At 73.6% G+C, this 24,101-nt stretch carries 25 protein-coding genes; 12 read left to right on the forward strand and 13 right to left on the reverse strand.

Annotated elements, in window-relative coordinates; all coding sequences use genetic code 11:
* The first annotated feature begins 22 nt into the window (after positions 1–22).
* Genes AB0J00_RS14950 through AB0J00_RS14960 form a run of 3 tightly spaced genes read left to right on the forward strand, consistent with a single transcriptional unit; the run spans position 23 to position 2,854 of the window.
* Entirely contained in the window at positions 23–1,063 is a 1,041-nt protein-coding gene (locus AB0J00_RS14950; RefSeq protein ID WP_357745791.1) for an NAD(P)-dependent alcohol dehydrogenase, read from the forward strand.
* Positions 1,060–2,289: an MFS transporter gene (locus tag AB0J00_RS14955; protein WP_357745793.1), complete on the forward strand. Its 1,230-nt coding sequence runs from the start codon at positions 1,060–1,062 to the stop codon at positions 2,287–2,289. Before AB0J00_RS14950 ends, AB0J00_RS14955 begins: the two co-directional genes overlap by 4 nt.
* A 10-nt stretch (positions 2,290–2,299) precedes the next feature.
* A complete protein-coding gene (locus AB0J00_RS14960; protein WP_357745796.1) occupies positions 2,300–2,854 on the forward strand; it encodes a thioredoxin domain-containing protein in 555 nt (184 codons plus the stop codon).
* A gap of 27 nt (positions 2,855–2,881) precedes the next feature.
* Here the strand turns inward: AB0J00_RS14960 and AB0J00_RS14965 are convergent, their stop codons facing one another.
* Positions 2,882–5,011: a DEAD/DEAH box helicase gene (locus tag AB0J00_RS14965; protein ID WP_357745798.1), complete on the reverse strand. Its 2,130-nt coding sequence runs from the start codon at positions 5,009–5,011 to the stop codon at positions 2,882–2,884.
* Between the two features lie 526 nt (positions 5,012–5,537).
* Here AB0J00_RS14965 and AB0J00_RS14970 point away from each other — a divergent pair.
* Positions 5,538–5,741 (forward strand): cold-shock protein, encoded by a 204-nt coding sequence (locus AB0J00_RS14970; RefSeq protein ID WP_357745801.1) that lies wholly within the window; start codon positions 5,538–5,540, stop codon positions 5,739–5,741.
* Positions 5,742–5,837: 96 nt separating this feature from the next.
* Here AB0J00_RS14970 and AB0J00_RS14975 read toward each other — a convergent pair whose 3' ends face one another.
* Together AB0J00_RS14975 and AB0J00_RS14980 are read right to left on the reverse strand one after the other, a co-directional pair.
* Positions 5,838–7,856, reverse strand: coding sequence for a glycoside hydrolase family 3 N-terminal domain-containing protein (locus AB0J00_RS14975; RefSeq protein ID WP_357745804.1), 2,019 nt, complete (start codon positions 7,854–7,856; stop codon positions 5,838–5,840).
* Between the two features lie 108 nt (positions 7,857–7,964).
* A complete protein-coding gene (locus tag AB0J00_RS14980) occupies positions 7,965–9,650 on the reverse strand; it encodes an AMP-binding protein (protein ID WP_357745807.1) in 1,686 nt (561 codons plus the stop codon).
* A 148-nt stretch (positions 9,651–9,798) separates the two neighbouring features.
* On the opposite strand from AB0J00_RS14980, the gene AB0J00_RS14985 reads away from it, so the two are divergent.
* Positions 9,799–10,839 (forward strand): uroporphyrinogen decarboxylase family protein, encoded by a 1,041-nt coding sequence (locus AB0J00_RS14985; protein WP_357745809.1) that lies wholly within the window; start codon positions 9,799–9,801, stop codon positions 10,837–10,839.
* A gap of 87 nt (positions 10,840–10,926) precedes the next feature.
* Here the strand turns inward: AB0J00_RS14985 and AB0J00_RS14990 are convergent, their stop codons facing one another.
* Positions 10,927–12,411, reverse strand: a complete 1,485-nt coding sequence (locus AB0J00_RS14990) for a DUF222 domain-containing protein (protein ID WP_357745812.1) — start codon at positions 12,409–12,411, stop codon at positions 10,927–10,929.
* Positions 12,412–12,772: 361 nt separating this feature from the next.
* On the opposite strand from AB0J00_RS14990, the gene AB0J00_RS14995 reads away from it, so the two are divergent.
* Complete coding sequence (locus tag AB0J00_RS14995) at positions 12,773–13,243, forward strand: hypothetical protein (protein WP_357745814.1); 471 nt, start codon at positions 12,773–12,775, stop codon at positions 13,241–13,243.
* An 81-nt stretch (positions 13,244–13,324) separates the two neighbouring features.
* Entirely contained in the window at positions 13,325–13,672 is a 348-nt protein-coding gene (locus AB0J00_RS15000; RefSeq protein ID WP_357745817.1) for a hypothetical protein, read from the forward strand.
* 198 nt (positions 13,673–13,870) lie between these two features.
* Here the strand turns inward: AB0J00_RS15000 and AB0J00_RS15005 are convergent, their stop codons facing one another.
* Complete coding sequence (locus AB0J00_RS15005; RefSeq protein ID WP_357745820.1) at positions 13,871–14,005, reverse strand: hypothetical protein; 135 nt, start codon at positions 14,003–14,005, stop codon at positions 13,871–13,873.
* Between the two features lie 8 nt (positions 14,006–14,013).
* Here AB0J00_RS15005 and AB0J00_RS15010 point away from each other — a divergent pair, with 8 nt between their 5' ends.
* Both AB0J00_RS15010 and AB0J00_RS15015 read left to right on the forward strand, forming a co-directional pair.
* A complete protein-coding gene (locus AB0J00_RS15010; RefSeq protein ID WP_357745822.1) occupies positions 14,014–14,262 on the forward strand; it encodes a hypothetical protein in 249 nt (82 codons plus the stop codon).
* 137 nt (positions 14,263–14,399) lie between these two features.
* Positions 14,400–14,747, forward strand: coding sequence for a hypothetical protein (locus AB0J00_RS15015; protein WP_357745824.1), 348 nt, complete (start codon positions 14,400–14,402; stop codon positions 14,745–14,747).
* 117 nt (positions 14,748–14,864) lie between these two features.
* Here the strand turns inward: AB0J00_RS15015 and AB0J00_RS15020 are convergent, their stop codons facing one another.
* A complete protein-coding gene (locus AB0J00_RS15020; RefSeq protein WP_357745826.1) occupies positions 14,865–15,296 on the reverse strand; it encodes a pentapeptide repeat-containing protein in 432 nt (143 codons plus the stop codon).
* Between the two features lie 95 nt (positions 15,297–15,391).
* Here AB0J00_RS15020 and AB0J00_RS15025 point away from each other — a divergent pair, with 95 nt between their 5' ends.
* Entirely contained in the window at positions 15,392–15,826 is a 435-nt protein-coding gene (locus tag AB0J00_RS15025; RefSeq protein WP_357745828.1) for a nuclear transport factor 2 family protein, read from the forward strand.
* 10 nt (positions 15,827–15,836) lie between these two features.
* Here the strand turns inward: AB0J00_RS15025 and AB0J00_RS15030 are convergent, their stop codons facing one another.
* Positions 15,837–17,288 carry a protein adenylyltransferase SelO gene (locus AB0J00_RS15030; protein WP_357745830.1) on the reverse strand — a complete coding sequence of 484 codons (1,452 nt, stop codon included), beginning with the start codon at positions 17,286–17,288 and terminating at the stop codon, positions 15,837–15,839.
* 77 nt (positions 17,289–17,365) lie between these two features.
* Between AB0J00_RS15030 and AB0J00_RS15035 the strand changes: the two genes are divergently transcribed.
* The gene (locus AB0J00_RS15035) at positions 17,366–17,932 is read left to right on the forward strand and encodes a hemerythrin domain-containing protein (protein WP_357745832.1); all 567 of its coding nucleotides are present in this window, start codon (positions 17,366–17,368) and stop codon (positions 17,930–17,932) included.
* 27 nt (positions 17,933–17,959) lie between these two features.
* Here AB0J00_RS15035 and AB0J00_RS15040 read toward each other — a convergent pair whose 3' ends face one another.
* On the reverse strand, positions 17,960–18,499 hold the full coding sequence (locus AB0J00_RS15040) for a YceI family protein (RefSeq protein WP_357745834.1): 540 nt from the start codon (positions 18,497–18,499) through the stop codon (positions 17,960–17,962).
* 186 nt (positions 18,500–18,685) lie between these two features.
* Between AB0J00_RS15040 and AB0J00_RS15045 the strand changes: the two genes are divergently transcribed.
* The gene (locus AB0J00_RS15045) at positions 18,686–19,306 is read left to right on the forward strand and encodes a hypothetical protein (protein WP_357745836.1); all 621 of its coding nucleotides are present in this window, start codon (positions 18,686–18,688) and stop codon (positions 19,304–19,306) included.
* Positions 19,307–19,349: 43 nt separating this feature from the next.
* Here the strand turns inward: AB0J00_RS15045 and AB0J00_RS15050 are convergent, their stop codons facing one another.
* From AB0J00_RS15050 to AB0J00_RS15070, 5 genes are all read right to left on the reverse strand, one after another.
* Positions 19,350–20,381: an amidohydrolase family protein gene (locus AB0J00_RS15050; protein WP_357745838.1), complete on the reverse strand. Its 1,032-nt coding sequence runs from the start codon at positions 20,379–20,381 to the stop codon at positions 19,350–19,352.
* Entirely contained in the window at positions 20,378–21,160 is a 783-nt protein-coding gene (locus AB0J00_RS15055) for a DUF1932 domain-containing protein (protein WP_357745841.1), read from the reverse strand. Before AB0J00_RS15055 ends, AB0J00_RS15050 begins: the two co-directional genes overlap by 4 nt.
* Positions 21,157–22,161 (reverse strand): VOC family protein, encoded by a 1,005-nt coding sequence (locus AB0J00_RS15060; protein WP_357745843.1) that lies wholly within the window; start codon positions 22,159–22,161, stop codon positions 21,157–21,159. Before AB0J00_RS15060 ends, AB0J00_RS15055 begins: the two co-directional genes overlap by 4 nt.
* A 35-nt stretch (positions 22,162–22,196) precedes the next feature.
* Complete coding sequence (locus tag AB0J00_RS15065; RefSeq protein WP_357745846.1) at positions 22,197–23,276, reverse strand: 4-oxalomesaconate tautomerase; 1,080 nt, start codon at positions 23,274–23,276, stop codon at positions 22,197–22,199.
* A gap of 85 nt (positions 23,277–23,361) precedes the next feature.
* A complete protein-coding gene (locus tag AB0J00_RS15070) occupies positions 23,362–24,048 on the reverse strand; it encodes a GntR family transcriptional regulator (RefSeq protein WP_357745849.1) in 687 nt (228 codons plus the stop codon).
* Positions 24,049–24,101: the final 53 nt, after the last annotated feature.

The raw sequence follows: 24,101 nt of genomic DNA on the forward strand, positions 1-24,101 counted from the left end.
CACCGAGGAGGAGCACCACCCCATGCGCGTCAACGCCTACGCCGCCCCCGCAGCCGGCCGACCCCTTTCCCCCACCACCATCGAGCGCCGGGACGTCGGCCCGCGCGACGTGCTGATCGAGATCACGCACGCCGGCATCTGCCACTCCGACATCCACACCGTCAACGGGGACTGGGGCCCCCAGCCCTTCCCGGTCGTGCCCGGCCACGAGATCGTCGGCACCGTCACCGAGGTCGGCTCCGCGGTGACCACCCACCGGGTCGGGGACCGGGTCGGCGTCGGCTGCATGGTGAACAGCTGCCGCGAGTGCACCAACTGCCTGGCCGGCGACGAGCAGTACTGCCTGAACGGCATGGTGGGCACCTACGCCGCTCCCGACCGGGACGGGACGACCACCCAGGGCGGCTACTCGACCCACGTCGTGGTGGACGGCGACTTCGCCCTGCGGGTGCCCGACGGCATCGACTCCGCGGCCGCCGCGCCGCTGCTCTGCGCCGGCATCACCACCTACTCCCCGCTGCGGCGCTGGGGCGCGGGGCCGGGCAAGCGGGTCGCCGTCGTCGGCCTGGGCGGGCTCGGCCACATGGCCGTCAAGCTCGCGCACGCGATGGGTGCGGAGGTGACCGTCCTGTCGCAGTCGCTGAAGAAGCAGGAGGACGGCCTGCGGCTCGGCGCGGACGCCTACTTCGCCACCGGTGACCCGGCCACCTTCGCCGCCCTGGCCGGCCGGTTCGACCTCATCGTCAACACCGTCAGCGCGGTGGTCGACGTCGACGCGTACCTCTCGCTGCTGGCCGTGGGCGGGTCGCTGGTCAACGTGGGCGCTCCCGCCGAGCCGCTGAGCCTCAACGCCATGTCGCTCATCGGCGGCCGCCGCACCTACGCCGGCTCGATGATCGGCGGCCTGGCCGAGACCCAGGAGATGCTCGACTTCTGCGCCGAGCACCGCATCGGCGCCGAGGTCGAGGTGATCCCCGCCGACCAGGTCAACGAGGCCTACGAGCGGGTGCTCGCCTCCGACGTCCGCTACCGGTTCGTCATCGACGCCGCCACCCTGCGGTGACGGCGGAGCCCCAGGTCGCCGCCCCGGCCGCCCCGGCCGCCACGGCCGGGGCGGCGCGGGCGCGCCTGCCGCTGGTCGTCTACGTGCTCGCCGCCGGCACCTTCCTGATGCTCACGACCGAGTTCGTCGTCGCCGGCCTGCTGCCGGAGATCGCCGGCGACCTGGACGTCGGCGTGGCCCGCGCCGGGCTGCTGATCACCGTCTTCGCGGTCGGCATGATCATCGGCGCCCCGGCGATGGCGCTGCTCACCCGGCGGCTGCCCGCCCGCACGACGCTGGTGCTGGCGCTCGCGGTGTTCGCCGCCGGGCACGTCGTCGTCGCGCTGGCCGGCGACTTCGCGCTGGTGCTGGCAGCCCGGTTCGTCACCGCCTGGGCGACCGGGGCGTTCTGGGCGGTGGCGTCGGTGGTGGCCACCCGCGCGGCCGGGCCGTCGTCGGCGTCCCGCGCGCTCGGGCTGGTGGGCGCCGGGGGGATGCTGGCCAACGTGGTCGGGGTGCCGCTCGGGGCGTTCGCGGGACAGCTCTCCGGCTGGCGCGGGCCGTTCTGGGCGCTGGCGGTGCTCGCGCTGGCCGCGGTGGTGCTGGTCGCGAGGCAGGTCCCGGGCGGCGGACCGGGCGGGCAGCAGCTGCCGGTCCGCGCCGAGCTGGCCGCGCTGCGGTCGGGGCGGCTGTGGTTGCTGCTCGCCGCCTGCGCCACCACGACCGGCGGCGTGCTGTCGGCCTACTCCTTCGTCTCCCCGCTGCTCACCGACCGGGCCGGGCTCGCCGCGGGCCTCGTGCCGGTGGTGCTCGTGCTGTTCGGCGTCGGCTCGCTGATCGGCTCGATCGTCGGCGGGCGCCTCGGCGACCGCTGGCCGCACGCGACGACGGTCGCCGTCCCGCTGGCCACCACGGCAGTGCTCGCGGCGCTGTGCCTGCTGTCCGCGCACGCCGTGCCGACGGTGGTGCTGGTCGCGCTGCTCGGGCTCCTGGGGCTCACCGCGAACCCGGTGCTCATCAGCCTCGCCGTCCGCGCGGCGGGCCGGGCGGAGACGCTCGGCGCGGCGCTGACCGTCGCGGCGTTCAACGCCGGCACCGCCGCCGGCACCGCCATCGCCGGGGTGGCGCTCGACTCGGGTCTCGGCCTGGTCGGCCCGGCCGTCGTCGGCACCGTCGTCGTCGCGCTCACCCTGGTGCCTACGGTGCTCGTCGCCGCCGGGATGCGCAGGACCGCCCCCGCTGGGTAGGCAGTGCTGCATGGACACCCCCGCGCAGCTCCCCTCCCCCGCCGGCCACACCCCCGACGGCGGGGTGCTGGTCGGCAGCTCCGGCGCCCGCCGCCGCCTCGTCGTCTTCGAGGACCCGCAGTGCCCGTACTGCCGGCAGTTCGAGGAGGCCAGCGGCGACCTGCTGCGCCGCGAGGTCGCGGCCGGCGCGGTCGCCGTCGAGTACCGGATGCGGAGCTTCCTCGGGCCCGAGTCGGTGCGCGCCGGGAACGCGCTCGCGCTGGCCGCCGAGGAGGGCCGGTTCGACCAGCTGCGGCGCGAGGTGTTCGCGGCGCAGCCGGCCGAGCACAGCGGCGGCTTCACCGCCGAGGACCTGCTGGCCCTCGGCCGCGCCGCCGGGCTGGACAGCCCCGGCTTCGTGACCGGCGTGCGGGAGGGCCGGTACGAGCCGTGGGTCGCCGAGGCCGACCGGGCCTTCCAGGAGGAGGACCCGAACGGCACCCCGGCGGCGCTGCTCGACGGCCGGCCCCTCGACGCCGAGGTGCTCTACGACCCGCAGGCCCTCGGCGACGTGCTGCGCGGCTGACCGGCCCGGCTCACCGCCGGGCCGGCCTCACCGCTGGGACAGGGCGTCGGTGAGCAGGGTGACCAGCGCCTCCAGCTGGACGTCGGTCGAGGCCGAGAGCTCCTCGTCCGAGCCGTCCAGGGCGCGGGCGGCGAGCCCGGCCTTGCTGTCGATCAGCTCCGCGATGCGCGCGTCCAGCGTCTGCGCGGCGATGATCCGCCACGCGGTGACCGGCTCGGTCTGCCCGATGCGGTGGCTGCGGTCGATCGCCTGGGTCTGCTCGGCGTCGGTCCACGACAGCTCGGCCAGCACGATGTTGGAGGCCACCTGCAGGTTGAGCCCCACGCCGGCCGAGGTCAGCGAGCAGACCGCCACCCCGACGTCGGGGTCGGTGACGAACGCGTCGATGTTCTTCTGCCGGACGCCGGGCGTCTGGTCGCCGCGGATCGAGGAGTACCGGATGCCGAGCCGGTCGAAGGTCTCCTCGGCGGTGTCCATGACGTCGACGTGCTTGGCGAAGAAGACGACCTTGCCGGCGCTGCGGGCCAGCTGGCCGGCGTAGTCGGCGGCCAGGCCGGCCTTGGCCTGCCCGATCTTGCGCATCATGGTGAAGACGTTGTCGCCGGACTTCGCCTCGCTGGCGTCCTTGAGCTCCCAGCGGGCCACCCGGCGGACCAGGTCGTGGTCGATCTCCTCGACCACGGTGGCCGACTCGCGGGCGGCGAGCGCGGACTCGTACCGGGCCACCAGCCGGCGGGCCAGGTCGCGCTCGGCCGCGCGGATCGACCGGCCGGAGGCGCCGTCCAGCTCGACCGGGAGGTCGGCGATGCGGCGGGCCGGGATGTCGGCGGCGACGTCGACCTTGCGGCGGCGCACGATGCCCTGGTCGATGACGGCCTTGCGGGCCGCGGGGTAGAAGCCGGGGTCGGCGGGCGTGAGGCCGGTGGTCTCCAGCGCCGCCATCAGCTCGCCGAGCGGCTTGCCCTCGTCGATCCAGCCGAGGAACTGCCAGATGGCCCGGAAGTCCTCGATGTCGTTGATCAGCGGGGTGCCGGTGAGCGCCATCAGCAGCGGGTTCGGGGTGCGCGTGCGGATCCGCTCGGAGAGCTCCAGCACGTGCTGCGACCGCTGCGAGGTCTTGTTCTTGATGAAGTGCGCCTCGTCCACGACCATGCCGCGGAAGCCGAAGTCGCCGAGCCAGCCGACGTGCCGGTCGAGGACCTCGTAGTTGACGACGACGATGTCGGCGAACCCGTCGACGGTGTTGCCGTCGCCCTGCACGACCGTCGCCGGCCGGTGCGGGGTCCACCGGGCGGCCTCGCGCGCCCAGTTGGTCTTGACCACGTTGGGGACGACGACCAGCAGCGGGTAGGCGTCCGCGGCCTCGGCGGCCAGCAGCGACTGGGCGGTCTTGCCCAGACCCGGCTCGTCGGCGAGCAGGAAGGTGCGGTGACCGGCCGCGGCGGAGGCGACCAGCTGGCCCTGGTGCGGCATCAGCTCGAGGCCGGCCGGGGTGAACCGGCTGGTCGGGAAGGGCAGGTCCATGCACGCCGGCGCGCCGCCGGCGGCCCGCTCGAACGAGCTCAGCAGCGGGGCGATCAGCTCCCAGCCGGCCAGCCGCTGCGGCCGCACGGCGCTGGGCCGGGGCGTGGAGAAGTCGGGGGCCAGGAACGGGTTGGCCAGCTGGCGGGAGATCACCGACTGCGGCACCACCCGGCGTTCCGCCCCGGCCGGCGCGGCCTCGGGCTCGGGCTCGGGGGCCTCCTCCTCGACCGGCTCCTGACCGGTGGAGCGGAGCATCTCGCGCTTGAGCGCGCGGGCGGCGTCGGAGACGACGGCGTCCTCCGCCAGCAGGGCGAGCAGCCCGGCGTCGCGGACGGCGGTGCGGGCCAGGATCTGCGCGATCCCGTCCAGCCGCTTGTCCTGCTCGCTGCGGGCCGCGCTGCTGGTGGGCTGCTCGCCCTTCACGCGAGCGTGCTCCTCGCGCATCAGCAGCGCGATGGCCTGGAACTTGGTGCGCACGGCCGGGGTCACGCGGCCGCGCTGGGCGGCCGCCTCCACCTCTCGGACGGCGCGGGCGAGCACCTGGATGACGTCCTGCTCGCCGGACGGGGCGCGCCGCTGGTTGCGCGGTGCGCTGCGGCGGGCGCCGTGCTGGCGCTGGCCTGGTCGAGCCACGTGCTCCTCCTCTGCAGTGCCGGGCACGACGGCCGCGGCTGCACGCCGGACACCGTTTCCCGTGCTCGGACGGGGACCGGCCCGGACAGCGGCCCGATCGGCCGCTCCGGCGGACCCCGGCCCAGCCGGCGGATCCGACGAGGGATCGACGCCGCGGGGTCCGGCAGCCCGTCCTCGACGCGGACCCGGGACCACCGAGCGGCGGCCCCGGCGTGACCGGGGACGGCGCCGCCCGACGGGCGACGTCCGACCCCCACGGCCGGGCTCTGCGCATCGTAACGGCTGGACCGTGCCGGCGATTCCCGGCACGGGCCCGGAGCCCGCGGCCGGCTCCGCACCGGGACACCCCTGTGCGGAGCGCGGTCGACCACGTACAGTCGTCGGCGGTCGCTGTCGTGCCTCTGCTTCGTTCTCGAACGTCCGCAGTCGTCCCTGCCTGACGTTCCTCTCGGTCCTGCCGGTCGGTGCGGCGACCCCGGACCGGCACCTGCTGGTCCGGACACCCCAGCACGGAGAAGAGAACGACATGACCCAGGGCACTGTGAAGTGGTTCAACGCGGAGAAGGGCTTCGGCTTCCTGGAGCAGGACGGCGGCGGCCCCGACGTCTTCTGCCACTTCTCGGCCATCCAGGGCAGCGGCTACCGCTCGCTCGAGGAGGGTGCGCGCGTGGAGTTCGACGTCACGCAGGGCCAGAAGGGCCCGCAGGCGGAGAACGTCACCGCTCTCTGATCGCCGGTGGCTGCTGACGGCCGCCTGAGCACGCCCGAGAGGGGCACGGGGTCTCCCCCGTGCCCCTCTCGTCGTTCCCGGGCCCGCCGCGGCGGCTCAGTAGCGCAGGCCGTGGCCCAGCCGGTAGAGCGGACGGTCGGAGTCGGCCGGCCGGTCCGAGGCCTGGGCCGCGACGGCGGCCATGGACGAGGGCAGCTCGAACGGCAGCCGGCCCTGCGGCTGCGCCTGCCCGGTGACGAGGGCGAGCAGCGCGTCGTCGCTGATGCCGAAGTCGGCCAGCAGGCCGGCGACGTGCGGCTGCAGCTCGGTGAGCACCGCCGGGCGGTCCATGTACACCGACACGACGGTGGGCACCTCCGCGCTGATCGCGGTGATGGCGTCGAAGTCCGGCTGGCCGGGCGCGAACGCCAGGTTGCCCTCGTGCTGCATGCTGCCGAAGACGTACTGCGGGTGGAGCGTCTCGTAGGGGGTCGACGTCCGGGCCAGCGCCAGGTCGGCGTCCTCGGGCCGGTCGACGACGGTCAGCCCGGCCCGCTCGGCGGCGGCCCGGTCGACGCCGTACAGGTAGACCTTGCTGCCGGCCCGCGCGGGCAGCACCCGGTCGTGCCCGGTGGTGCGGCCGTTCTCCAGCAGCACCGTGGCGCGTTGCTGGGCCGCGGTGGCCTCGGCCTGGAACTGCGCGTTGCCGACGACGCGTGCGGCGGCGGCCGGGTCGACGTAGGGGTCCTCGAACAGGCCCTGCTGGAACTTCTGCGCCAGGATGCGGACGACCGACTCGTCGATGCGCGCCTCGGTGAGCTTGCCCTCCTGCACGGCCTGGACGATCGGGGCGGAGGCCTCGGTGCCGCCGAACTGGTCGATGCCCGCGTCGATGCCCTTGGCGTAGCGGTCGACGACCGGCAGGTCCTCGACGCCCCAGGGGGTGCCGAACCCGGCGAAGCCCGGCCGCTGCTCGGCGGGCCAGCCGTTCTCGCAGTTGGCGTCGCAGTCGCTGGTGATGCCCCAGTCGCTCAGCACCACGCCGTCGAAGCCGTACCGGTCGCGCAGCAGGTCGGTGAGCATCTGCCGGCTGAACCCGGCGCCCACCTGCTCCAGCGGCCGGCCGTCGACGGTGACGCCCTCGATGATCGAGTACGTCGGCATCACGCTGGCGGCACCGGCCCGGAACGACCCGGTGAAGGCGTCGAGGTGCTGGAAGAAGCTCTCGTTGCTGCTGAACGTCGCGTACCTGCCGTAGGCGTTGTGGCTGTCGAAGCCGTTCTCCTGGGCGCCGTAGCCGCCCCAGTGCTTGACGACGGTGACGACGCTGTCGGGGTTGATCCCGGAGCGGCCGGCCTGGAAGCCGGTCACGTAGGCGGCGGCCATCCGGTCGACGACGGCGGGGTCCTCGCCGAAGGTGCCGTTGATGCGGGCCCAGCGCGGTTCGGTGGCGACGTCGGCCTGCGGCGACAGCGCCATGGTGATGCCGACGGCGCGGTACTCCTGCCGGGCGATGTCACCGAAGCGGCGCACCAGCTGCGGGTCGCGGGTCGCGGCCAGACCGGTGGTCTCCGGCCACTGCGAGAACGAGCCGGCCTGCACGCTCGCACCGGCCACGTACTGGAAGGCGTTGCGCGGGTCGGTGCTGATGGTGAGCGGGATGCCGAGCCGGCCCTCCTCGGCGATCTGCTGCAGCGTGTTGTGCTGCTCGGCGAGCTCGTCGGCCGGGCCGCTGACCCGGGAGATCGCGCTGGTCACCCCGAGCGTCTGGATGATGCGCCGGGCGCCGTCCAGGTCGTAGGCGCTGCCGCCGCCGGGCACGCCGGTGGTCGTGGTGGGCAGGGTGCCGTGCACCATCGTCGCGGCCTTCTCCGCCAGCGTCATGCGGCTGGTGAGGTCCTCGGCCCGCCGCTGCGGGGAGAGCCGCCAGTCCTCGTAGGGGTCCAGCCGGCCGTTGCGGTCCAGATCCTTGAACTGCCGGCCGTGCACCTGCAGCAGGGGCACCGAGCGGGCCTCCAGCGACGGCTGCCCCGACCGGCCGGTGGCCTGGGCGGGCACCGCCCCGGCCACCACCGTCCCGGCGCCGAGCGCGAGTGCGAGTCCTACGGCGGGGAGCCGGCGTCGTTGCGCGGTCATCCGTCCTCCAGGTGTCGACGGCCGCGGCGGGCGGCCGGGTACCCCGGACTCTAGGAGCGGGCTGAGCGCCCGGCGCGTCGAGCGCCCTGGACGGACCGGACCCCTCGCTCAGGCGTTGCGGACGGCGGCCGCCGCCTGCAGGCCGAGCTCGGTCACCGACACCTCGCGCATCTCCACCTTGCGCACCTTGCCGGTGACGGTCATCGGGAAGGCGTCGACGACCTTCACGTACCGGGGCACCTTGTAGTGGGCGAGCTTGCCGGCGCAGAACGCGCGCAGGCTCTCGGCGGTCATCGGCTCGGCGTCCGGGCGCAGCCGCACCCAGGCCATCAGCTCCTCGCCGTACCGCTCGTCGGGCACGCCGATCACCTGGGCGTCCACGACGTCCGGGTGCGTGTAGAGGAACTCCTCGACCTCGCGCGGGTAGACGTTCTCCCCGCCGCGGATGACCAGGTCCTTGATCCGGCCGACGATGTTCAGGTAGCCCTCGGCGTCCATCACCGCGAGGTCGCCGGTGTGCATCCAGCGGGCGGCGTCGAGCACCTCGGCGGTCTTCTCCGGCTCCTGCCAGTAGCCGAGCATCACCGAGTAGCCGCGGGTGCAGAACTCCCCCGGCGTACCGCGCGGCACGGTGAGCCCGGTGGCCGGGTCGACGACCTTCACCTCGAGGTGCGGGTGCACCCGCCCGACGGTCGACGTCCGGCGGTCGAGGTCGTCGTCCGCGCCGGTCTGGGTGGAGACCGGGGAGGTCTCGGTCATCCCGTAGCAGATGGTCACCTCGGTCATGCCCATCTCGTCGACCACCCGCTTCATCACCTCGACCGGGCACGGCGAGCCGGCCATGATCCCGGTGCGCAGGGTGGAGAGGTCGTAGTCGGCGAAGTCCGGCAGCCCCAGCTCGGCGATGAACATGGTCGGGACGCCGTAGAGCGAGGTGCACCGCTCGTCCTGCACCGCGCGCAGGGTGGCCGCCGGGTCGAAGCCGGGGGCCGGGATGACCATCGTGGCGCCGTGCGAGGTGCAGCCGAGGTTGCCCATGCCCATGCCGAAGCAGTGGTAGAAGGGCACCGGGATGCAGACCCGGTCGGCTTCCGTGTAGCCGCAGCCCTCGCCGACGAAGAAGCCGTTGTTGAGCAGGTTGTGGTGGGTGAGCGTGGCGCCCTTCGGGAAGCCCGTCGTCCCGGACGTGTACTGGATGTTGATCGGGTCGTCGGCGGACAGCTGGGTCTCGCGCTCGGCGAGCAGGCCGTGGTCGGCGGCGCGGCCGGTGTCCATCAGCTGCTGCCAGGCGGGGTCGCCGAGGAAGAGGACGTCGCGCAGGCCGGGGAGCTCGCCGCGCACCTCGTCGACCATCGCGCGGTAGTCGCTGCCCTTGAACTCCGGCGCGGCGATCAGCACGGAGACGCCGGCCTGGCGCAGCACGAAGGCCAGCTCGTGGGTGCGGTAGGCGGGGTTGATGTTGACCATGACGGCGCCGAGCTTGGCGGTGCCGTACTGGACGAACACCCACTCGGCGCAGTTGGGCGCCCAGATGCCGACCCGGTCGCCCTTGGCCACGCCGAGCGCGTCGAGACCGAGCGCGCAGGCGTCGACGTCGTCGACCAGCTGCGGGTAGGTCCAGCGACGGCTGGTGGCGCACTCGACGAGCGCCTCGTGGTCGCCGACCCGGGCGGCCGTGCGGTCGAGGTTCGCGCCGATGGTGTCGCCGAGCAGCGGCAGGGTGGAGGTGCCGCTGGCGTACGAGGGCAGGGCTGGTGCAGGTGGGGCGGGCGGCGTGCTGGCGCGGTCGGGCATGGCGGCTCCTGGGGTCGGCCACCACCGTGGTGGACGGCTCCCGACCCTAGGGTGACCGCGCTCACAGGGACAAGCGTGGGCGGCCGCGCGCGGGGCTGCTGTGCGGCGGGGTGGTGCGGGGGCCGGGCGCGGCAGCCAAGATGGCCGGGTGACGTCGCAGCTCCCCTTCCTGCCCACGATGATCGTCGGCAGCCTGCCGCAGCCGGACTGGCTGATCGACCGCGACCGGCTGGGCCACCAGTTCCCGCCCCGGGTGCGCGCGGCGGAGCTGTGGCGGGTGCCGCCGGAGTTCCTGGCCGAGGCGCAGGACGACGCGACGCTCGCCGCGATCCGCTCGCAGGAGGAGGCGGGGCTCGACGTCCTGACCGACGGTGAGATCCGGCGCGAGTCGTACTCCAACCACTTCGCGACGGCGCTGGAGGGGCTGGACCTCGACGACCCCGGGCACGTGCGCAACCGGTCGGGCATCGACATCCCGGTGCCGCGGGTGACCGGTGAGCTGCGCCGGCCGAAGCCGGTGCAGGTGGACGACGTGCGGTTCCTGCGGGCGCACACCGACCGGGCCGTGAAGATCACCGTGCCGGGGCCGTTCACGATGGCGCAGCAGGCGCAGGACGACCACTACGGCGACGACCGGGCGCTGGCGCTGGCGTATGCGGACGTGGTGCGCGAGGAGATCGCCGACCTGTTCGCGGCCGGTGCGGACATCGTGCAGCTGGACGAGCCGTGGCTGCAGGCGCGGCCGGACGTGGCCCGGCGGTACGGGGCGGAGGCGGTGACCCGCGCGGTCGAGGGCGCGCCGGGGCCGGTGCACGTGCACCTGTGCTTCGGGTACGCGGCGATGGTGGCGGAGCGGCCGGACGGCTACTCGTTCCTGCCGGAGCTGGCCGACGTGCCGGCGGAGGTGATCAGCGTGGAGACCGCGCAGTCGCACCTGGACCCAGCGACGCTGCGGCCGCTGCGCGGCAAGGGCATCGCCCTGGGTGTGCTGGACCTGTCGACGCCCGAGGTGGAGAGCGTCGAGACGGTCGCCGACCGGGTGCGGCGGGCGCTGGACGACGTGGACGTCGACAAGCTGGTGCTGTCCAGCGACTGCGGCCTCAAGTACCTGCCGCGCGCCTCGGCGGCCGGCAAGATGCGCTCCCTCGCCGGCGCTGCGGCCCTGCTCCGCGCCGAGCTCGCCCGCTGAGCTGACCCGCCGCCTTCTGTCGTGTCGCCATGACGACACAGCGACGTGGCGACACGACGACATGGCGACCTCCCGGCGGGTCAGCGGTCAGAACGGTGGTGGGTCGTCGTTCGGGTCGTACGGCGGGCTCTCCGGCCTAGGTGGTCCCGGTTCGGGCGGCGGTGGGTCGGGTGCCCGGACGCGCATGCCCGGTGGCCGGGTCGTCCGGGTGACCCCGCTCGGGGTGGTGACGGTGAGCATCCCGTCGGGTGTCATGGCGAACCGCCAGCCGCGGGCGAAGGTCTTCAGGCGGTGGTGTGAGCGGCAGAGGCAGCAGAGGTTGGTGCAGTCGGTCCGCCCACCGCAGGAGTGCGCGATCACGTGGTCGAGGTCTGCCCAGCCGACGCGCTGGCCGCAGTTGGGGAACCGGCACCGCCGATCCCGGGTGGTGACGAACGCCCGCTGCCTGGCGGTGGGCTGGTAGGCCTCGGTCTCCGGCGGAGGCCCGAGCACCGCACACCTACACGCGGCGTCGGGGTGGTCGGGGCAGCCGCGCTTGACCAGCCGCTCCAACTCCGCGGCGGTGACCGTGGCGAGGAGTTCACCGTCCGGGCCGGTGATCGCGAACGACAGCGACCCACCCTCGGGCGCGGTCAACCCCAGCGCACCCACGCGGGCGAGCAGCTCCCGCAGGTGGGCTGCGGTGATCAGCAGCCCGTTGATCTCCCCGGGCCGGTCACCCCGGTCTGCCAGGGAGGCGAGGTCGGCGGTGATGGTGAGGTGCGGGCACACCTCCGGCATGCCCGCGGCGCGCAGCCGCCGGAACCAGGCCGTGTAGACCTCGGTGCGGATGACCCCGATCGGCCGCGGGTCCCCGTCGCGTTTCGCGGCCTGGGCGAGGTCGTTGATGAACGCGTACTCGATCACCGCCTCATCGGCGGGCAGGTCCACCGCCAGCGTCGCCCGGCCCTCCACCGGTGAGGGGTGGACCCGCACGTCCGCGGCCAGGGCGGCCTTGGCCCGCCGCTCCTCGGCCGCGACCGGGTCCAGCTCGGCCATCAGCTCGGCGGCGCGCTTCTCCAGCCCGGTGGCCGACAGGTCACCGGCCTGCGGCAACAGCGCAGCCTCCACCCGCCCCGCGACATCCGGGGTCGCGTGCTCCAGCACCTTCGCCAGCACGATCGCCCGCCGCTCATCGAGCTCACCGCGCTGCAGCAACGCGAACGTCCCCGGCAACTTGTCCCGCCAGGTCAGCGCATGCGCCAGCCGGTGCGCCGCGGTGCCGCGGCCCACATTGAGCACCATCGACAACTCCGCGGTGGCGAACTCGCTGATCCCCTCCGCCACCTCCGGCAGCCACCCCGGCCGCCGGGCACCCGAATGGTCCGGCGGTGGATCCGCCGCCGCCGGCCGCAGCCCGGCCAACTGCAGGACGAGTTCGGCCTCGTACGCGGTGTCCCGCGCGCGGCGGGCCTGCAACCGCCGCAACTCGATGGCCACGTCCTCATCCGACAGCCACGCCACCGGCAGCCGCGTCGGCTCGACCGGGTGCTCGATCACCCAGTCGACGAGCACACCCTCGAGAGTGCTCACCCCCGCCGTCCGCGTCATACCGAGAACCTAGAAGGGGGGTCTGACAATTCTGGCTGGTCAACCAGCCGATGCGTGTAGACCGTCGCCGGAACACCAACAGAGAGCCGCGCCCGAGCGCGCCGGCTCGCTCGCCATAGGCATCTCTGAAGGCGGCCCAAAGGCGCTTAGAGATGATTGAGCCCAGCCCGCCAGGAGCACGTCTGCGTTCCTGGCGGACTCGGCCAGGCTGGGCGGCTAACCTTCGGCCGTGCGACCACTGGGAACGTGCGAACAGGTCCCGGTCACGGTCGACCGCATCGAGTGGGTCAACCACCCGCGTCGGATGGCGATCCCGTCTGCTCCTGTGCACGACGAGTGGCACTTGGAGATCGACTTCGTCTGTGAGGATCGGGCGGTACGCGCCGCGACGATGCTGCTTATGGACGGGGTCCTCGACCACACCCGGGGATGGGCCGACCGGCCGTCCACCACCGTCGCCTACCGGGTCAGGCTGTTTCCCTACAATCTGGAGCACAGCGACGAAGTTCAGATCAACATCCACGCCGGCATCAGGCGAGCCGTCACCTCAGAGACGTTGAAGACTCAGCCGCAGGCCGCAGTGCAATCACTCGTGCAGACCGGCGACAGACTCACTACCGGTTCAGTGATCGACCTGTTCAACGTCGTCGAAACCGGGTGGACTGCCCAGATTGCTCTTTTCGTCACCGAAGACACGAAGAACGACCGAACCCGATGGCACGTCCGGAAACCCTTGAAGCTGCAATCTCCGTACGACTTCCTTATGACCGGCCGCCGCTCAGGCTGGGTTGGCGCAGCAAACGCGCTCGAATGACCTGTCGCGCGGGTCGCCCAAAGTCGCTCTGAATGGGCCGCTTAGAGCGTGGCTGGACAGGGTGGGCGTTACCGTGCCGCCGTGCTCCAGGACCTCTCTGCCGAACAGTGGGATGCGGTTGATGGCGGCCGGTTGAGTGCGCCGACCGGCACGACGTACAGCCGCCGGACCACTCGCATGAAGCGCCAGGAAGCCGCGTCGCTGGTGGAGTCCGGTTGTCCCGTGGTCACCTACTGGCCCGGCGGGTTGCCCGAGAAGACGCGGGTCGTCTGGCACGACGGAGCAGACGCTGGAGTTGCGTGGGAGACCGCCCGAGCCGACGTCAGCAGCGACAGTCCGCGTCCACCCCGCGGCGGATCGGTCGTCACGGCCGGGCGCTGGGAGTCAGTCAACGGCGACACCTTGGTCGTCCTCACCTGGCAGCACTGACCGGGCCCCAGCGGCACCGACCCCGCTTCCGACCGGGCTCTGCCCCATGGTGGGCCGCTCAGAGCGCACCTCGGGGTGGGCGACGAGCACGTCGAAGGAAGCGCCTGGCGCGCGGCCGACCGCCGTTCGCGCCCCGGCGAGCGCGGCAGTCGACGTCACGCCCGTGACCAACAGACGGGGTCTGACAGTCTTCGCTGGTCAGACGGCCGATGACAGCGACGAGCGGCGGACCAGCAGGCCGTTGCAGGTGATCAACACGTCGGCGGCCTCGACGACGATGCACTCGACGCACGGCAGGACGCGGTTGACGCTGCGGCGGGTCAGGGCGTGCACTGCGGCGCGTGGAGGTCTACCTGCTCTGGCACATGCGACCGCTCGAGGGGCAGGAGGACCTGGACCCCGAGATGGACCACGTCGAGACCGACGACAAGCTCTGCGGCGTCTACTCGACCAGGTCCTTGGCCGAGAGTGCCCGCAGCCAGCTCGCAGTCCGGCCAGGTTTCAGCCGCCACCCCGACGACTTCCTGATCGACGAGTACCGGGTCGACCAGCTCCAGTGGGCCGAGGGCTTCGTGACCGACCAGCCCTGAGGTGGCCGCTCAGGGACATCGACCTCCGATGCGGCGCCGGGTCACCCGGATGCAGCACGCCTCGCGCCGATCCGGGTCCACGAGGCGATGCTGGAGCTGTGAGGTCACACCGCCGGCAGGACGGAACGCAGCCCCCGGTGGACGAGACCGTGCGCGAGACGGGTCCGGTCTCGTGGCCCTCTCCGATCCGGGATCGCTGCTGGCAGGACGAGGACGGGGCCGAGTGGCATCCGCGCAGCGGTGGTCAGTGCCCTCCTCCCAAGCGCCTGCGCCAGCTCATGAACTCGGCGGAGACCCGCGTCCTGCTCTTCTACGGCCCCGACGGCCCGAGTGAAGTCGCACTCGCCGACCGCGAGGCGCTGCGGGCGCGTGTCACTCCCTACCTCTACGGAGAGCCGGCTCGAGGCGACCACACGAGCTTCTTCGCAGCCGAGTTCCGGGACGAGCAGCGCAGGTCTCTGCTGGTCATCGAGCAGGTCTGCTGACCCGAGGACGCTCGACCCGGCTCGTGCGCAGAGCGTGACGGGACTGCGCTGGCACATCCGGTCCTCGCTGGCGCCAAGGGCGGCTCCAGATGCACCTTGCGGTGCAGTGACCCGCTCTCAGCCGACGGACCCGTCCGGCAGGTGGGTACCGGTCTCGATCATGGCTCCGTCGAGCTGGCCCTCGTCGACGCGGATCCTCGTCAACAGCGTGCGGCCACTCTCGTCGCCGGTGTTGACCGACCCGAACGACGTGCCCTGGAGATCCGCACCCCTCGGGTCAGCTCCGGTGAAGTCGCAGGCGCTGAAGCGCGTTCCTCGGAGCGAGGCACCACGCAGGTCGGCGTCCGTGAAGTCGCACAGCTTGAAGCGCGCCCCGTCGAGGGTCGACTGACGCAGATCTGCGCCGATGAACGCGCGCCGCTCCGCCCAGAGCGTGGCAGGGAGGCGCAGCGACACGAGGTCCATGCCGTCGAACGACCGTCCCCGCAGGTCCACCACAGCCGAGAGCAACTCCTCTCGACTTCCGGGGTTCCGTGCCGACTTCGCCACGCGGACATGGTCCAGCAGGCGATGACTCCGGTCCACGATCCGCGGGCGCGCGGCACCCCCTGGCCACGCGCCGGGGGCGCGGTCAGCATGGGGCGATGGGCTTCGACGTCGAGCGGTTGCTGCGGCTCTGGACGGACCCGCTGCCGGCGGACGACGAGACCGCAGCGGAAGGGTTCCGGGAGCTCTACACCGACCCGGTGACCGTGAACGGCAGCCCGCTGGCCGCCCGGGACCTGGTGGTGCGCGCCCGGCGCATGCAGCAGGCGCTGGCCGAACCGGAGCGGGAGGTGCTCGCCGTCGTCGACGCCGGCGGCACCGTCGCGGTCGCCTTCCGGCTCGCCGGGAACCAGGTCGGCCCGCTCGACACCCCCGCCGGCCCGGTCCCCCCGACCGGGCGGTGGGTCGACGTGCGGGTCATCGACGTCCTCACCCTCACCGACGACGGGCGGATCGCCGCGATCTGGATGGTCGCGGACTGGCTGGCCGCGCTCACCGCCGTCGACGCGGTCACCCTCGCCACGGGCGCGTGACCGGGGGAACTCAGGTGCCGCAGAAGGTCGTGTACGGGCCGAAGTCCTCCGGCGCGGGCGCCGCGTAGCGCTCCAGCCCCGGCCGCTCGTCGAACGGCCGGGAGACCGCCTCGAGCAGCCGGTGCAGCGGCGCCAGGTCGTCGCCGACCGCCGCGGTGAGCGCCTCCTCGACCAGGTGGTTGCGCGGCACGTAGACCGGGTTGGTCCGGTCCATCAGCTCCGGGTCCGGGCCGAGCGCCCGCCACCGCTCGAGCCACGCGTCGAGGCCGGCGAGGTCGAGCACCACCCGGCGCGCGGGCTCGGCGTCCCCCCGCGCGGCGGTGCCCAGCAGCCGGAAGAACGACGTGAAGTCGACCCGGTTCGCCGCCACCAGCGCGAGCAGGTCGTCGAGCACCGGGTCAGGACCGGTGCCGCGCAGCCCCAGCTTCGCCCGCAGCCCCGCCGTCCAGGCGGCGTCGTACTCCGCGACGAACCCGTCCAGCGACGCGACCGCCAGCTCCACCGCCGCGTCCTGCTCGTCGGCCAGCAGCGGCAGCAGCGCCTCGGCGAACCGGGCGAGGTCCCACTGCGCGATGCCCGGCTGGTTGCGGTACGCGTACCGCCCGCCCTCGTCGATGGAGCTGAACACCGTCGCCGGGTCGTACGCGTCCAGGAACGCGCACGGCCCGTAGTCGATCGTCTCCCCGGAGATCGTCACGTTGTCGGTGTTCATCACCCCGTGCACGAAACCGACGAGCATCCACCGCGCCACCAGCGACGCCTGCGCCGCGACGACCGCCTCGAACAGCGCCAGGTAGGGGTTCGGCGCCCCGGCGGCGGCCGGGTGGTGCCGGGCGACCGCCACGTCGGCGAGCCGGCGCAGCAGGTCGACGTCCCCGGTGGCGCGCGCGTACTGGAAGCTGCCCACCCGCAGGTGGCTGCTCGCCACGCGGGCCAGCACGGCGCCGGGCAGCACCGTCTCCCGGCGCACCCGGCGGCCGGTGGCGACCACGGCCAGCGCCCGGGTGGTCGGGATGCCGAGCCCGGCCATCGCCTCGCTCACCACGTACTCGCGCAGCATCGGGCCGACGGTGGCCAGCCCGTCGCCGCCGCGGGCGAACGGGGTGCGCCCGCTGCCCTTGAGGTGCAGGTCGCGCACCCGCCCCCCGGGATCGGTGAGCTCGCCGAGCAGCAGCGCCCGCCCGTCGCCCAGCCGCGGCGAGTAGTGCCCGAACTGGTGCCCGGCGTAGGCCTGCGCCACCGGCGCCGCACCGGGCGGCACCTCGTTGCCGACCAGCAGCCGGACGCCGTGCGGCCCGCGCAGCTCCCCGGCGTCCAGCCCCAGGGCGGTTGCGAGCGGCTCGTTGAGCACCAGCAGCCGCGGGTCCGGCGCCTCCTCGGCCTGCCACGGCAGGGCCAGCTCGGGCAGCTCGGTGGCGAAACGGGACCCGAGGACGACGGCCGGTCCGGCGGTGAGGCTCACCCCGCCGAGCGTACGTCCGCGGACGCCGGGGTACCGGGCGGACGACCACCGACCGGACCGCACCCCGGAGGCACCCCATGACAGCCAGCACGGACGGACGCGACGTCGTCGACATCCTGACCACCGACCACCACGAGGTCCTCGACCTCGTCGGCGCGATCCCCGCGGCCGACCCGGAGCAGCGGCGGGACATCGCCGACACGATCATCGCCGAGCTCATGCGGCACTCCGTCGCCGAGGAGATGTACGTCTACCCGGCCATGCGCGACCACCTGCCCAACGGCGCCGAGGAGGTCGAGCACGACACCCGCGAGCACCAGCAGCTGGTCGAGCTGATGAAGGAGTGGGAGTCGGTCGACTCCGCCGACCCGCGCTTCCTCGAGGTCCTCGGCCGGCTGGAGGCGGTGCTGCGCGACCACGTGCAGGACGAGGAGGCCGACCAGTTCCCCAAGCTGCGCACGCACCTCAGCCGGGAGCAGCTGGTCGAGATCGGCACCAAGGTCGAGGCGGCGAAGAAGGCCGCGCCGACCCGGCCGCACCCGTCGGCCCCGCACAGCCCGCTGTTCCACAAGACGCTGGGCCCCGGCGTCGGGCTGGTCGACCGGCTGCGCGACAAGCTGACCGGCCGGCCGAACAGCAACTGACCGGACCGGGCGGGGGCGATCCCCGGGTCACCCCCGCCCGGCGCCCTCCAGCGCCAGGTCGAGGTCCAGCGCGAAGTGCCGGCCCACCAGACCGCGGCCACCGGTGACGCCCCACGCGTGCCGGTCCAGGCCCTCGGCCCGGGCGTGCACCCGGACGACGCCGCCGGCCTGCTCCGCCCGGTCGACCACGAGCTCGACCGGGACGTCGCGGCCGTGCGCGCCCACCGTCCCGGTCAGCACCCAGCGGTCGCCGTCGGGGCGCAGCCCGGTCGAGGTGAACCGGATCGTCGGGTGGGCCGCGACGTCCAGGTACCGGCGGCTGACCACGTCCTGGTCGCGCCGGGCGTGGCCCGACCGGAAGCTCGCCGGGTCGACCACCGCGGTGACCGTCGAGTCCGTCACCGGGTCGGCGACCACCACCCGGGCCTCGCTGATGTCGAACGTGCCGCGCACGGTGCCCAGCCCGAACAGGTGCCTGCCGGTGAACGTGAGCGTCGACCGGGCGGTGTCGACGTGGTGCACACCGGCCGCGGGCAGGTCGATGCGTGTGCTGCTGCCGAGGGTCATCGGTCCGTCTCCTCACCCCCCGTGCCGGTCCCAGTCCAGCACCGCGGGCTCGCGGGGGGAACCGGCTGCTGCACGCGGACCGGGTCTTCCGCCGTCCGCGAGTGGCGGTTGCCGCCGCCCCGGCGGGCGAGGAACGTGTGCCCGACGGACCCCGGCACGACCGACCTGGAAGAGGTGCGGCTGCACATGTACGCCCGATCGACGACGATCTCCGGCGAACCCTCGGCGGTGGAGGCGGGCATCGCCTACGTCCGCGACGAGGCGATGCCCGCGCTGCGCGGGATGGACGGCTGCGCCGGCCTGTCGCTGCTGGCCAACAGCCGCACCGGCCGGAGCATCATGACCACGTCCTGGCGGGACGAGGACGTGCTGCGGGCCAGCCGCGACGCCGTCCGCCCCTGGGCCGACCGCACCGCCGAGGTGCTGCGCGGCACCGCCGAGGTCGAGGAGTGGACCGTCGGGGCGATGCACCGGGTGCACGAGGCGCACTCGAGCGTCTGCACCCGGGTCACCTGGCTGCGCACCGCACCGGACGCCGTGCAGAAGGCGGTGGACGCCGTCCGGCTGTCGCTGATGCCGCAGCTCGACGACCTGCCCGGCTTCTGCAGCGTCAGCGCGCTGACCCGCGCGGCCGACGGCACGACCGTGGCCGCCGTCGCCTACGACAGCTGGGAGGACCTGGAGAAGGCCGCCGAGGGCGCCCGGGTGTTCCGCGAGGAGTTCGGCCCGTCGCTGGGCATCGAGGTGCTCGCCACGGAGGACTTCGACCTGGCCCTGGCGCACCTGCAGCTGCCCGAGACCCTCTGACCTCCGGTCGCGGCGGCCCGCACCCGCGGGCCGCCGCGGGCGGTCAGCGGCCGGCGGCGGTGAGCGCCGCGTCCAGCCGGGGGTACACCCGGCGGACGTTGCCCTCGTACACGTCGTCCCGGGCCTGCTCGTCGAGCCGGCCGGCGGCCACGGCCGCCTCGATGTAGCGCTTCGTGTCGTCGAAGTGGAACCCGGTCTGCGGGTCGATGCCGCGGACCGCGCCCACCATCTCCGACCCGAACAGCACGTTCTTCGTCTCGATGACGTCGAGCAGCAGGTCGATGCCCGGCTGGTGGTAGACGCAGGTGTCGAAGTAGACGTTCTCCATCACGTTCGTCTCCACCGGCGGCTGCCCGAGCATGTCGGCCAGGCCCCGGTACCGGCCCCAGTGGTAGGGCACCGCTCCCCCGCCGTGCGGGATGACCAGCCGCAGCCCGGGCAGGTCGCTGAACAGGTCGCCCTGGACGAGCTGCATGAACGCGGTGGTGTCCGCGCTGATGTAGTAGGCGCCGGTGGCGTGGAAGAACTTCGTCGCCGATCCCGACACGTGCACCATCGCCGGGACGTCGAGCTCCACCATCGCCTCGTAGAACGGGTACCAGCTCGGGTCGGTGAGCGCCGGCGACGTCCAGTGCCCGCCGCTCGGGTCGGGGTTGAGGTTGCAGCCGACCATGCCGAGCTCCTCGACGCAGCGGCGCAGCTCGCCGATCGACTCCTCGATCGGCGAGCCGGGCGACTGCGGCAGCTGGCAGACCCCGATGAACCGGTCCGGGTACAGCGTGGTCACCCGGTGCACGAGGTCGTTGTTCCGCCGCGCCCACTCCAGGCTCACCGCGGGGTCGCCGAGGTGGTGGCCCATGGCGGAGGCCCGCGGCGAGAAGACCGTCAGGTCGATCCCGCGCTCGTCCATCAGCTTGAGCTGGCTGGACTCGATGGTCTCCCGGATCTCGTCGTCGCTGATCGACGGGTAGGCCGGGGCGGCGGTGCCGGCCTCGAAGGCGGCGAGCTGCTGCTCGCGCCAGGCGGTGTGCGCGGCCGGCGCGGTCGTGTAGTGACCGTGGCAGTCGATGATCACGCAGGTGCTCCCTGTTCTCGGTCGCGCAGCTCGGCGAGCAGGTCGCGGGCCGCGGCAGCGATCCGCGGCTCCACCCCCAGCTCGGTCAGCTGCTCGGTGGCGGCGGCCATCTCGTCGGCCCGCCGCCGGGCGTGCTTGTGGGTCCCGTCGACCAGCCGGTCGATGGTGCGGTCGTCGAAGCCGGCGAGCTCCGCGCTGATGTTGCCGCGCAGCCAGTCGGCGCAGCCGGCCACCTCGGCGGCGGCGAGCGCCTCGACGACCGCGGCGGCCAGCCCCTTGTAGAAGACGCTGCGCAGCAGCTTGCGGGAGATGGCCTCCCCCACCGGGCCGGGCTGCACGGTCACCTGCGCGCCCAGCGGCGCGAGCAGGTCGGCGTACCGCTGCGCGGCGGGCCCGGAGACCAGCATCGGGGTGCGCAGCCCCTTGCCGGGCACCGGGCTCATCAGCGCGACGTCGACCACGTCGGCGGTGGCGCCGGCCGCCTCGGCGAGCGCGACCTTCACCCCCGGCGAGGCGGTGTTGAGGTCGGCGAACACCGTGCCCGGCCGCAGCCCGGGCAGCGCGTTGGTCAGCGCGGTCAGCGCGTCGTGCGAGCTGTTGGCGCTGAGCACCAGGTCGGCGTCCCGGACGGCGTCCGCCTCGCCGGTGCGGGCGGCCACCCCGGGGACCGCCGGCACCGCCGGGTCGTAACCCCGGACGTCGGCGCCGGCGGCCACCAGGTCGCGCGCGATCTCCGATCCGGCCTCGCCGAGGCCGAGCAGGGCGATGCGCAGGGTCACCGGGCGGCCCCGTAGGCGTCGCCCTCGAGGTCGGTCTCCTGGGACTCGTCCTGCTCCTCACCGACCGGCGGCGTGCCGTGGGTGTGGAAGGTGGAGATGGTCTGCAGGCCCCACGCCTGGCCCTTGGCCCGCTCCGCGGCCGACCAGTCGATCGGCTGCCAGTCGGGGGCGAACACCAGCCGGGCACCGGGGTTGTCCAGCTCGATCCGGTTGCCCGCCGGGTCCCAGATGTAGAGGAAGAAGCTCTGCTGGATGGTGTGCTTGTGCGGGCCGGTCTCGATGTGGATGCCGTGCTCCAGCGCCAGGTCGGCGGCGCGGATGACGTCGTCCCGGCTGTCGACGGCGAACGACAGGTGGTGCAGCCGGCCGGCGGTGCCGGTGTTGTCCCGGGTCCACACCGCGTCGTAGCCCTTGTTGGTGAACGTCGTCCAGCTGCCGGCGACACCGTCGTCCAGCACGATCTGCTCGGTGATCATCCCGCCGAGGACGTCGACGGCGAAGTCGCGGTTGGCGACCGGGTCGACGCCGAGGTAGTTGATGTGGTCGATGCGGCGCACGCTCACGCCGCGGCCCGGGTAGGCCTGCGCCTGGTTCTTCAGCGCCGGCTTGAGGTCGCCCTCCGGCCGGTACCACTCGGTCTCGTAGTAGACGCCCATCTCGTGGCCGTCGGGGTCGCTGAACACGTAGACCGGGCCGTAGCCGGGGTCGCCGTCCTGCCAGCCCTTGCCGAGCCCCGTCGCCTCGATCGCGGCGACCCGGCGCTGCAGCGCCTCGGGGCTGCTGGCCCGGAAGTTGGTGCGCCCGACGCCCGGCTTGGCGGCGGCGGTCAGCTTGATGGTGGTGTTCTCGTAGTCGTCCCAGGCCCGCAGGAAGACCGAGTCGCCGTCCCGCCCGTTCTCGGTCATGCCGAGGTAGCGGACGTAGAAGTCCAGGCACTCCTCGGGCTTGTGGGTGAGGACCTCGACGTGCGCGAGGTGGGCGATGTCGTGGAGCGGCGGCACAGGGCTCTCCTTCGAGTCGGGTGTCGTGCTGGTGCTCAGCGGGGGTAGGCGGTCCCGTCGAACAGCTTGCGGGCGGTGCGCACGACGCCGGAGCGCCGCACGGACGGCGGGGTGGTGCTCGCGTCGACGACGACGTCGACGAGCAGGTGGCCGGTCGGGTGCTCGACGTCGACCTGGGTAGTGCCCTCCGGCCAGTCGTCGGTGAGCTCGTGGCCGACGGCGCCGGGCAGCAGCATCCCGGTGACGACGCTGACCGCGGCGAGCACGCCGATCGAGGTGTGCGGCGTGACCGGGATGAACGAGCGGGTGCACACCTGGCCGCCGTCGCGGGCCGGTGCGAGCAGCGCGGTCTTGGGCACCGAGCCGCCGGTGACGTCCCCGAGGCCCATCAGCGCGCCCGCCTTGGTGCGGAACGCGTCGATCCGCGCCAGCAGGTCGGCGTCGGCGGCGAGCTCCTCGTGGCTCTCGTACCCGGTCAGCCCGAACGACGAGGCCAGCGCGACGACGACCGGCATGCCGTTGTCGACGCAGGTGGCCTCGACGCCCTCGATCGTGTCGCGCACGGAGCCGGTGGGCAGCAGGGCGCCGGTCGCGGAGCCCTCGGTGTCGGTGAACGCCAGCACCACCGGCGCCGCGGTGCCCGGGACGCCGGCGATCTCGACGTCGCCGCGGTACTCCGGGCGGCCGCCGGGCGTCGGGAAGGTGGCGACGGCGACGCTGTCGGAGTTGACCATGCGGATGCGCACCGTGGTCTCGCCGTCCGCGCCGGGCACCAGGCCGCGCTCGACGGCGAACGGGCCGACGCCGGCGAGGATGTTGCCGCAGTTCTGCTGGTCGCTGACCGTGGCCTGGTCGACGCCGAGCTGCAGGAAGAGGTAGTCGACGTCGGCGTCCGGGTGCTCGGAGGGGCCGACGACCGCGACCTTGCTGGTCAGCGAGGTCGACCCGCCGAGGCCGTCGATCTGCCGCGGGTCGGGGGTGCCCATCAGCCGCAGCAGCAGGTCGTTGCGCGCGGCCTCGTCGGCGGGCAGGTCACCCGGCTCGAAGTACAGGCCGCGGGAGGTGCCGCCGCGCATCATGGTGCAGCGGACGCCGGTCTGGTCGTAGCTCGCCATGCGCGTGCTCCTCACTGAGCCGGACGGTCCACCGACGCTAGGTCCGGCCCGCGCGGATTGTCAACAATTCCGGGGCCATCGCGCGTCACGCCCCCGGGACGGCCTCGGGAGTGGCCTCCAGCGCAGCGATCACGGCCGCCATGTGCGCGCGGGCGGCCGCCTCGGCGGCGTCGGCGTCACCCGCGCAGACCGCCGCCACGACGCGCTGCAGCTCGACCAGCGACCGCTGCGGGCGGCCCGGCCGCAACGACAGCCGGAACTGGTGCCGGACGATCTGCGCCTGCAGGCGCTCGACCAGCGCGGCCGCCACCGGCTGCCGGGCGGTCTCCCGCAGCAGCGCGTGCAGCTCCTGGATCAGCTGGGAGTAGCGCACCAGCTCACCGGCGGCCAGCGCCTCCGCCAGCCGGTCGGCGTGCGCGGCGAGCCGGCCGGCGTCCGCGTCGGTGACCGCGGTGGCCGCCTTGCGGGCGACCAGCCCGTCGAGCACCAGGCGGCACTCCATGATCGCCACCGCCTCGGCGGTCGAGACGGTGCGCACCCGGGCGCCGCGGTTGGGGATGCGCTCGACCAGCCCCTCGGCGGCCAGCGCGTCCAGGGCGAGGCGCGCGCCGTTGCGGGTGACGCCGTACCGCTCGGCGAGGTCGGCCTCCACCAGCCGCTGCCCGGGCACCAGGTCGCCGCGGGCGATCTCGTCCCGCAGCCGCTCCTCGGCCGTCTCCCTGCCGCGGGCACCGCTGAGCGGCGTGCCCTGGGGTGCGCTGCTGTCGGTCACGCACCGCAAGGTAGCCGCGGGCGCGGGGAGCTACGTCGTCCGTCTCGGTCGGC

The sequence above is a fragment of the Modestobacter sp. NPDC049651 genome, assembly GCF_040659695.1.
In the GTDB taxonomy this organism is placed as follows: domain Bacteria; phylum Actinomycetota; class Actinomycetes; order Mycobacteriales; family Geodermatophilaceae; genus Modestobacter.

Coding starts and splice junctions, on each gene's coding strand:
- AB0J00_RS14950 (WP_357745791.1), top strand. CDS start 23: ATGCGCGTCAACGCCTACGCCGCCCCCGCAGCCGGCCGACCCCTTTCC.
- AB0J00_RS14960 (WP_357745796.1), top strand. CDS start 2,300: ATGGACACCCCCGCGCAGCTCCCCTCCCCCGCCGGCCACACCCCCGAC.
- AB0J00_RS14970 (WP_357745801.1), top strand. CDS start 5,538: ATGACCCAGGGCACTGTGAAGTGGTTCAACGCGGAGAAGGGCTTCGGC.
- AB0J00_RS14975 (WP_357745804.1), bottom strand. CDS start 7,856: ATGACCGCGCAACGACGCCGGCTCCCCGCCGTAGGACTCGCACTCGCG.
- AB0J00_RS14980 (WP_357745807.1), bottom strand. CDS start 9,650: ATGCCCGACCGCGCCAGCACGCCGCCCGCCCCACCTGCACCAGCCCTG.
- AB0J00_RS15025 (WP_357745828.1), top strand. CDS start 15,392: ATGGGCTTCGACGTCGAGCGGTTGCTGCGGCTCTGGACGGACCCGCTG.
- AB0J00_RS15035 (WP_357745832.1), top strand. CDS start 17,366: ATGACAGCCAGCACGGACGGACGCGACGTCGTCGACATCCTGACCACC.
- AB0J00_RS15040 (WP_357745834.1), bottom strand. CDS start 18,499: ATGACCCTCGGCAGCAGCACACGCATCGACCTGCCCGCGGCCGGTGTG.
- AB0J00_RS15045 (WP_357745836.1), top strand. CDS start 18,686: ATGTACGCCCGATCGACGACGATCTCCGGCGAACCCTCGGCGGTGGAG.
- AB0J00_RS15065 (WP_357745846.1), bottom strand. CDS start 23,276: ATGGCGAGCTACGACCAGACCGGCGTCCGCTGCACCATGATGCGCGGC.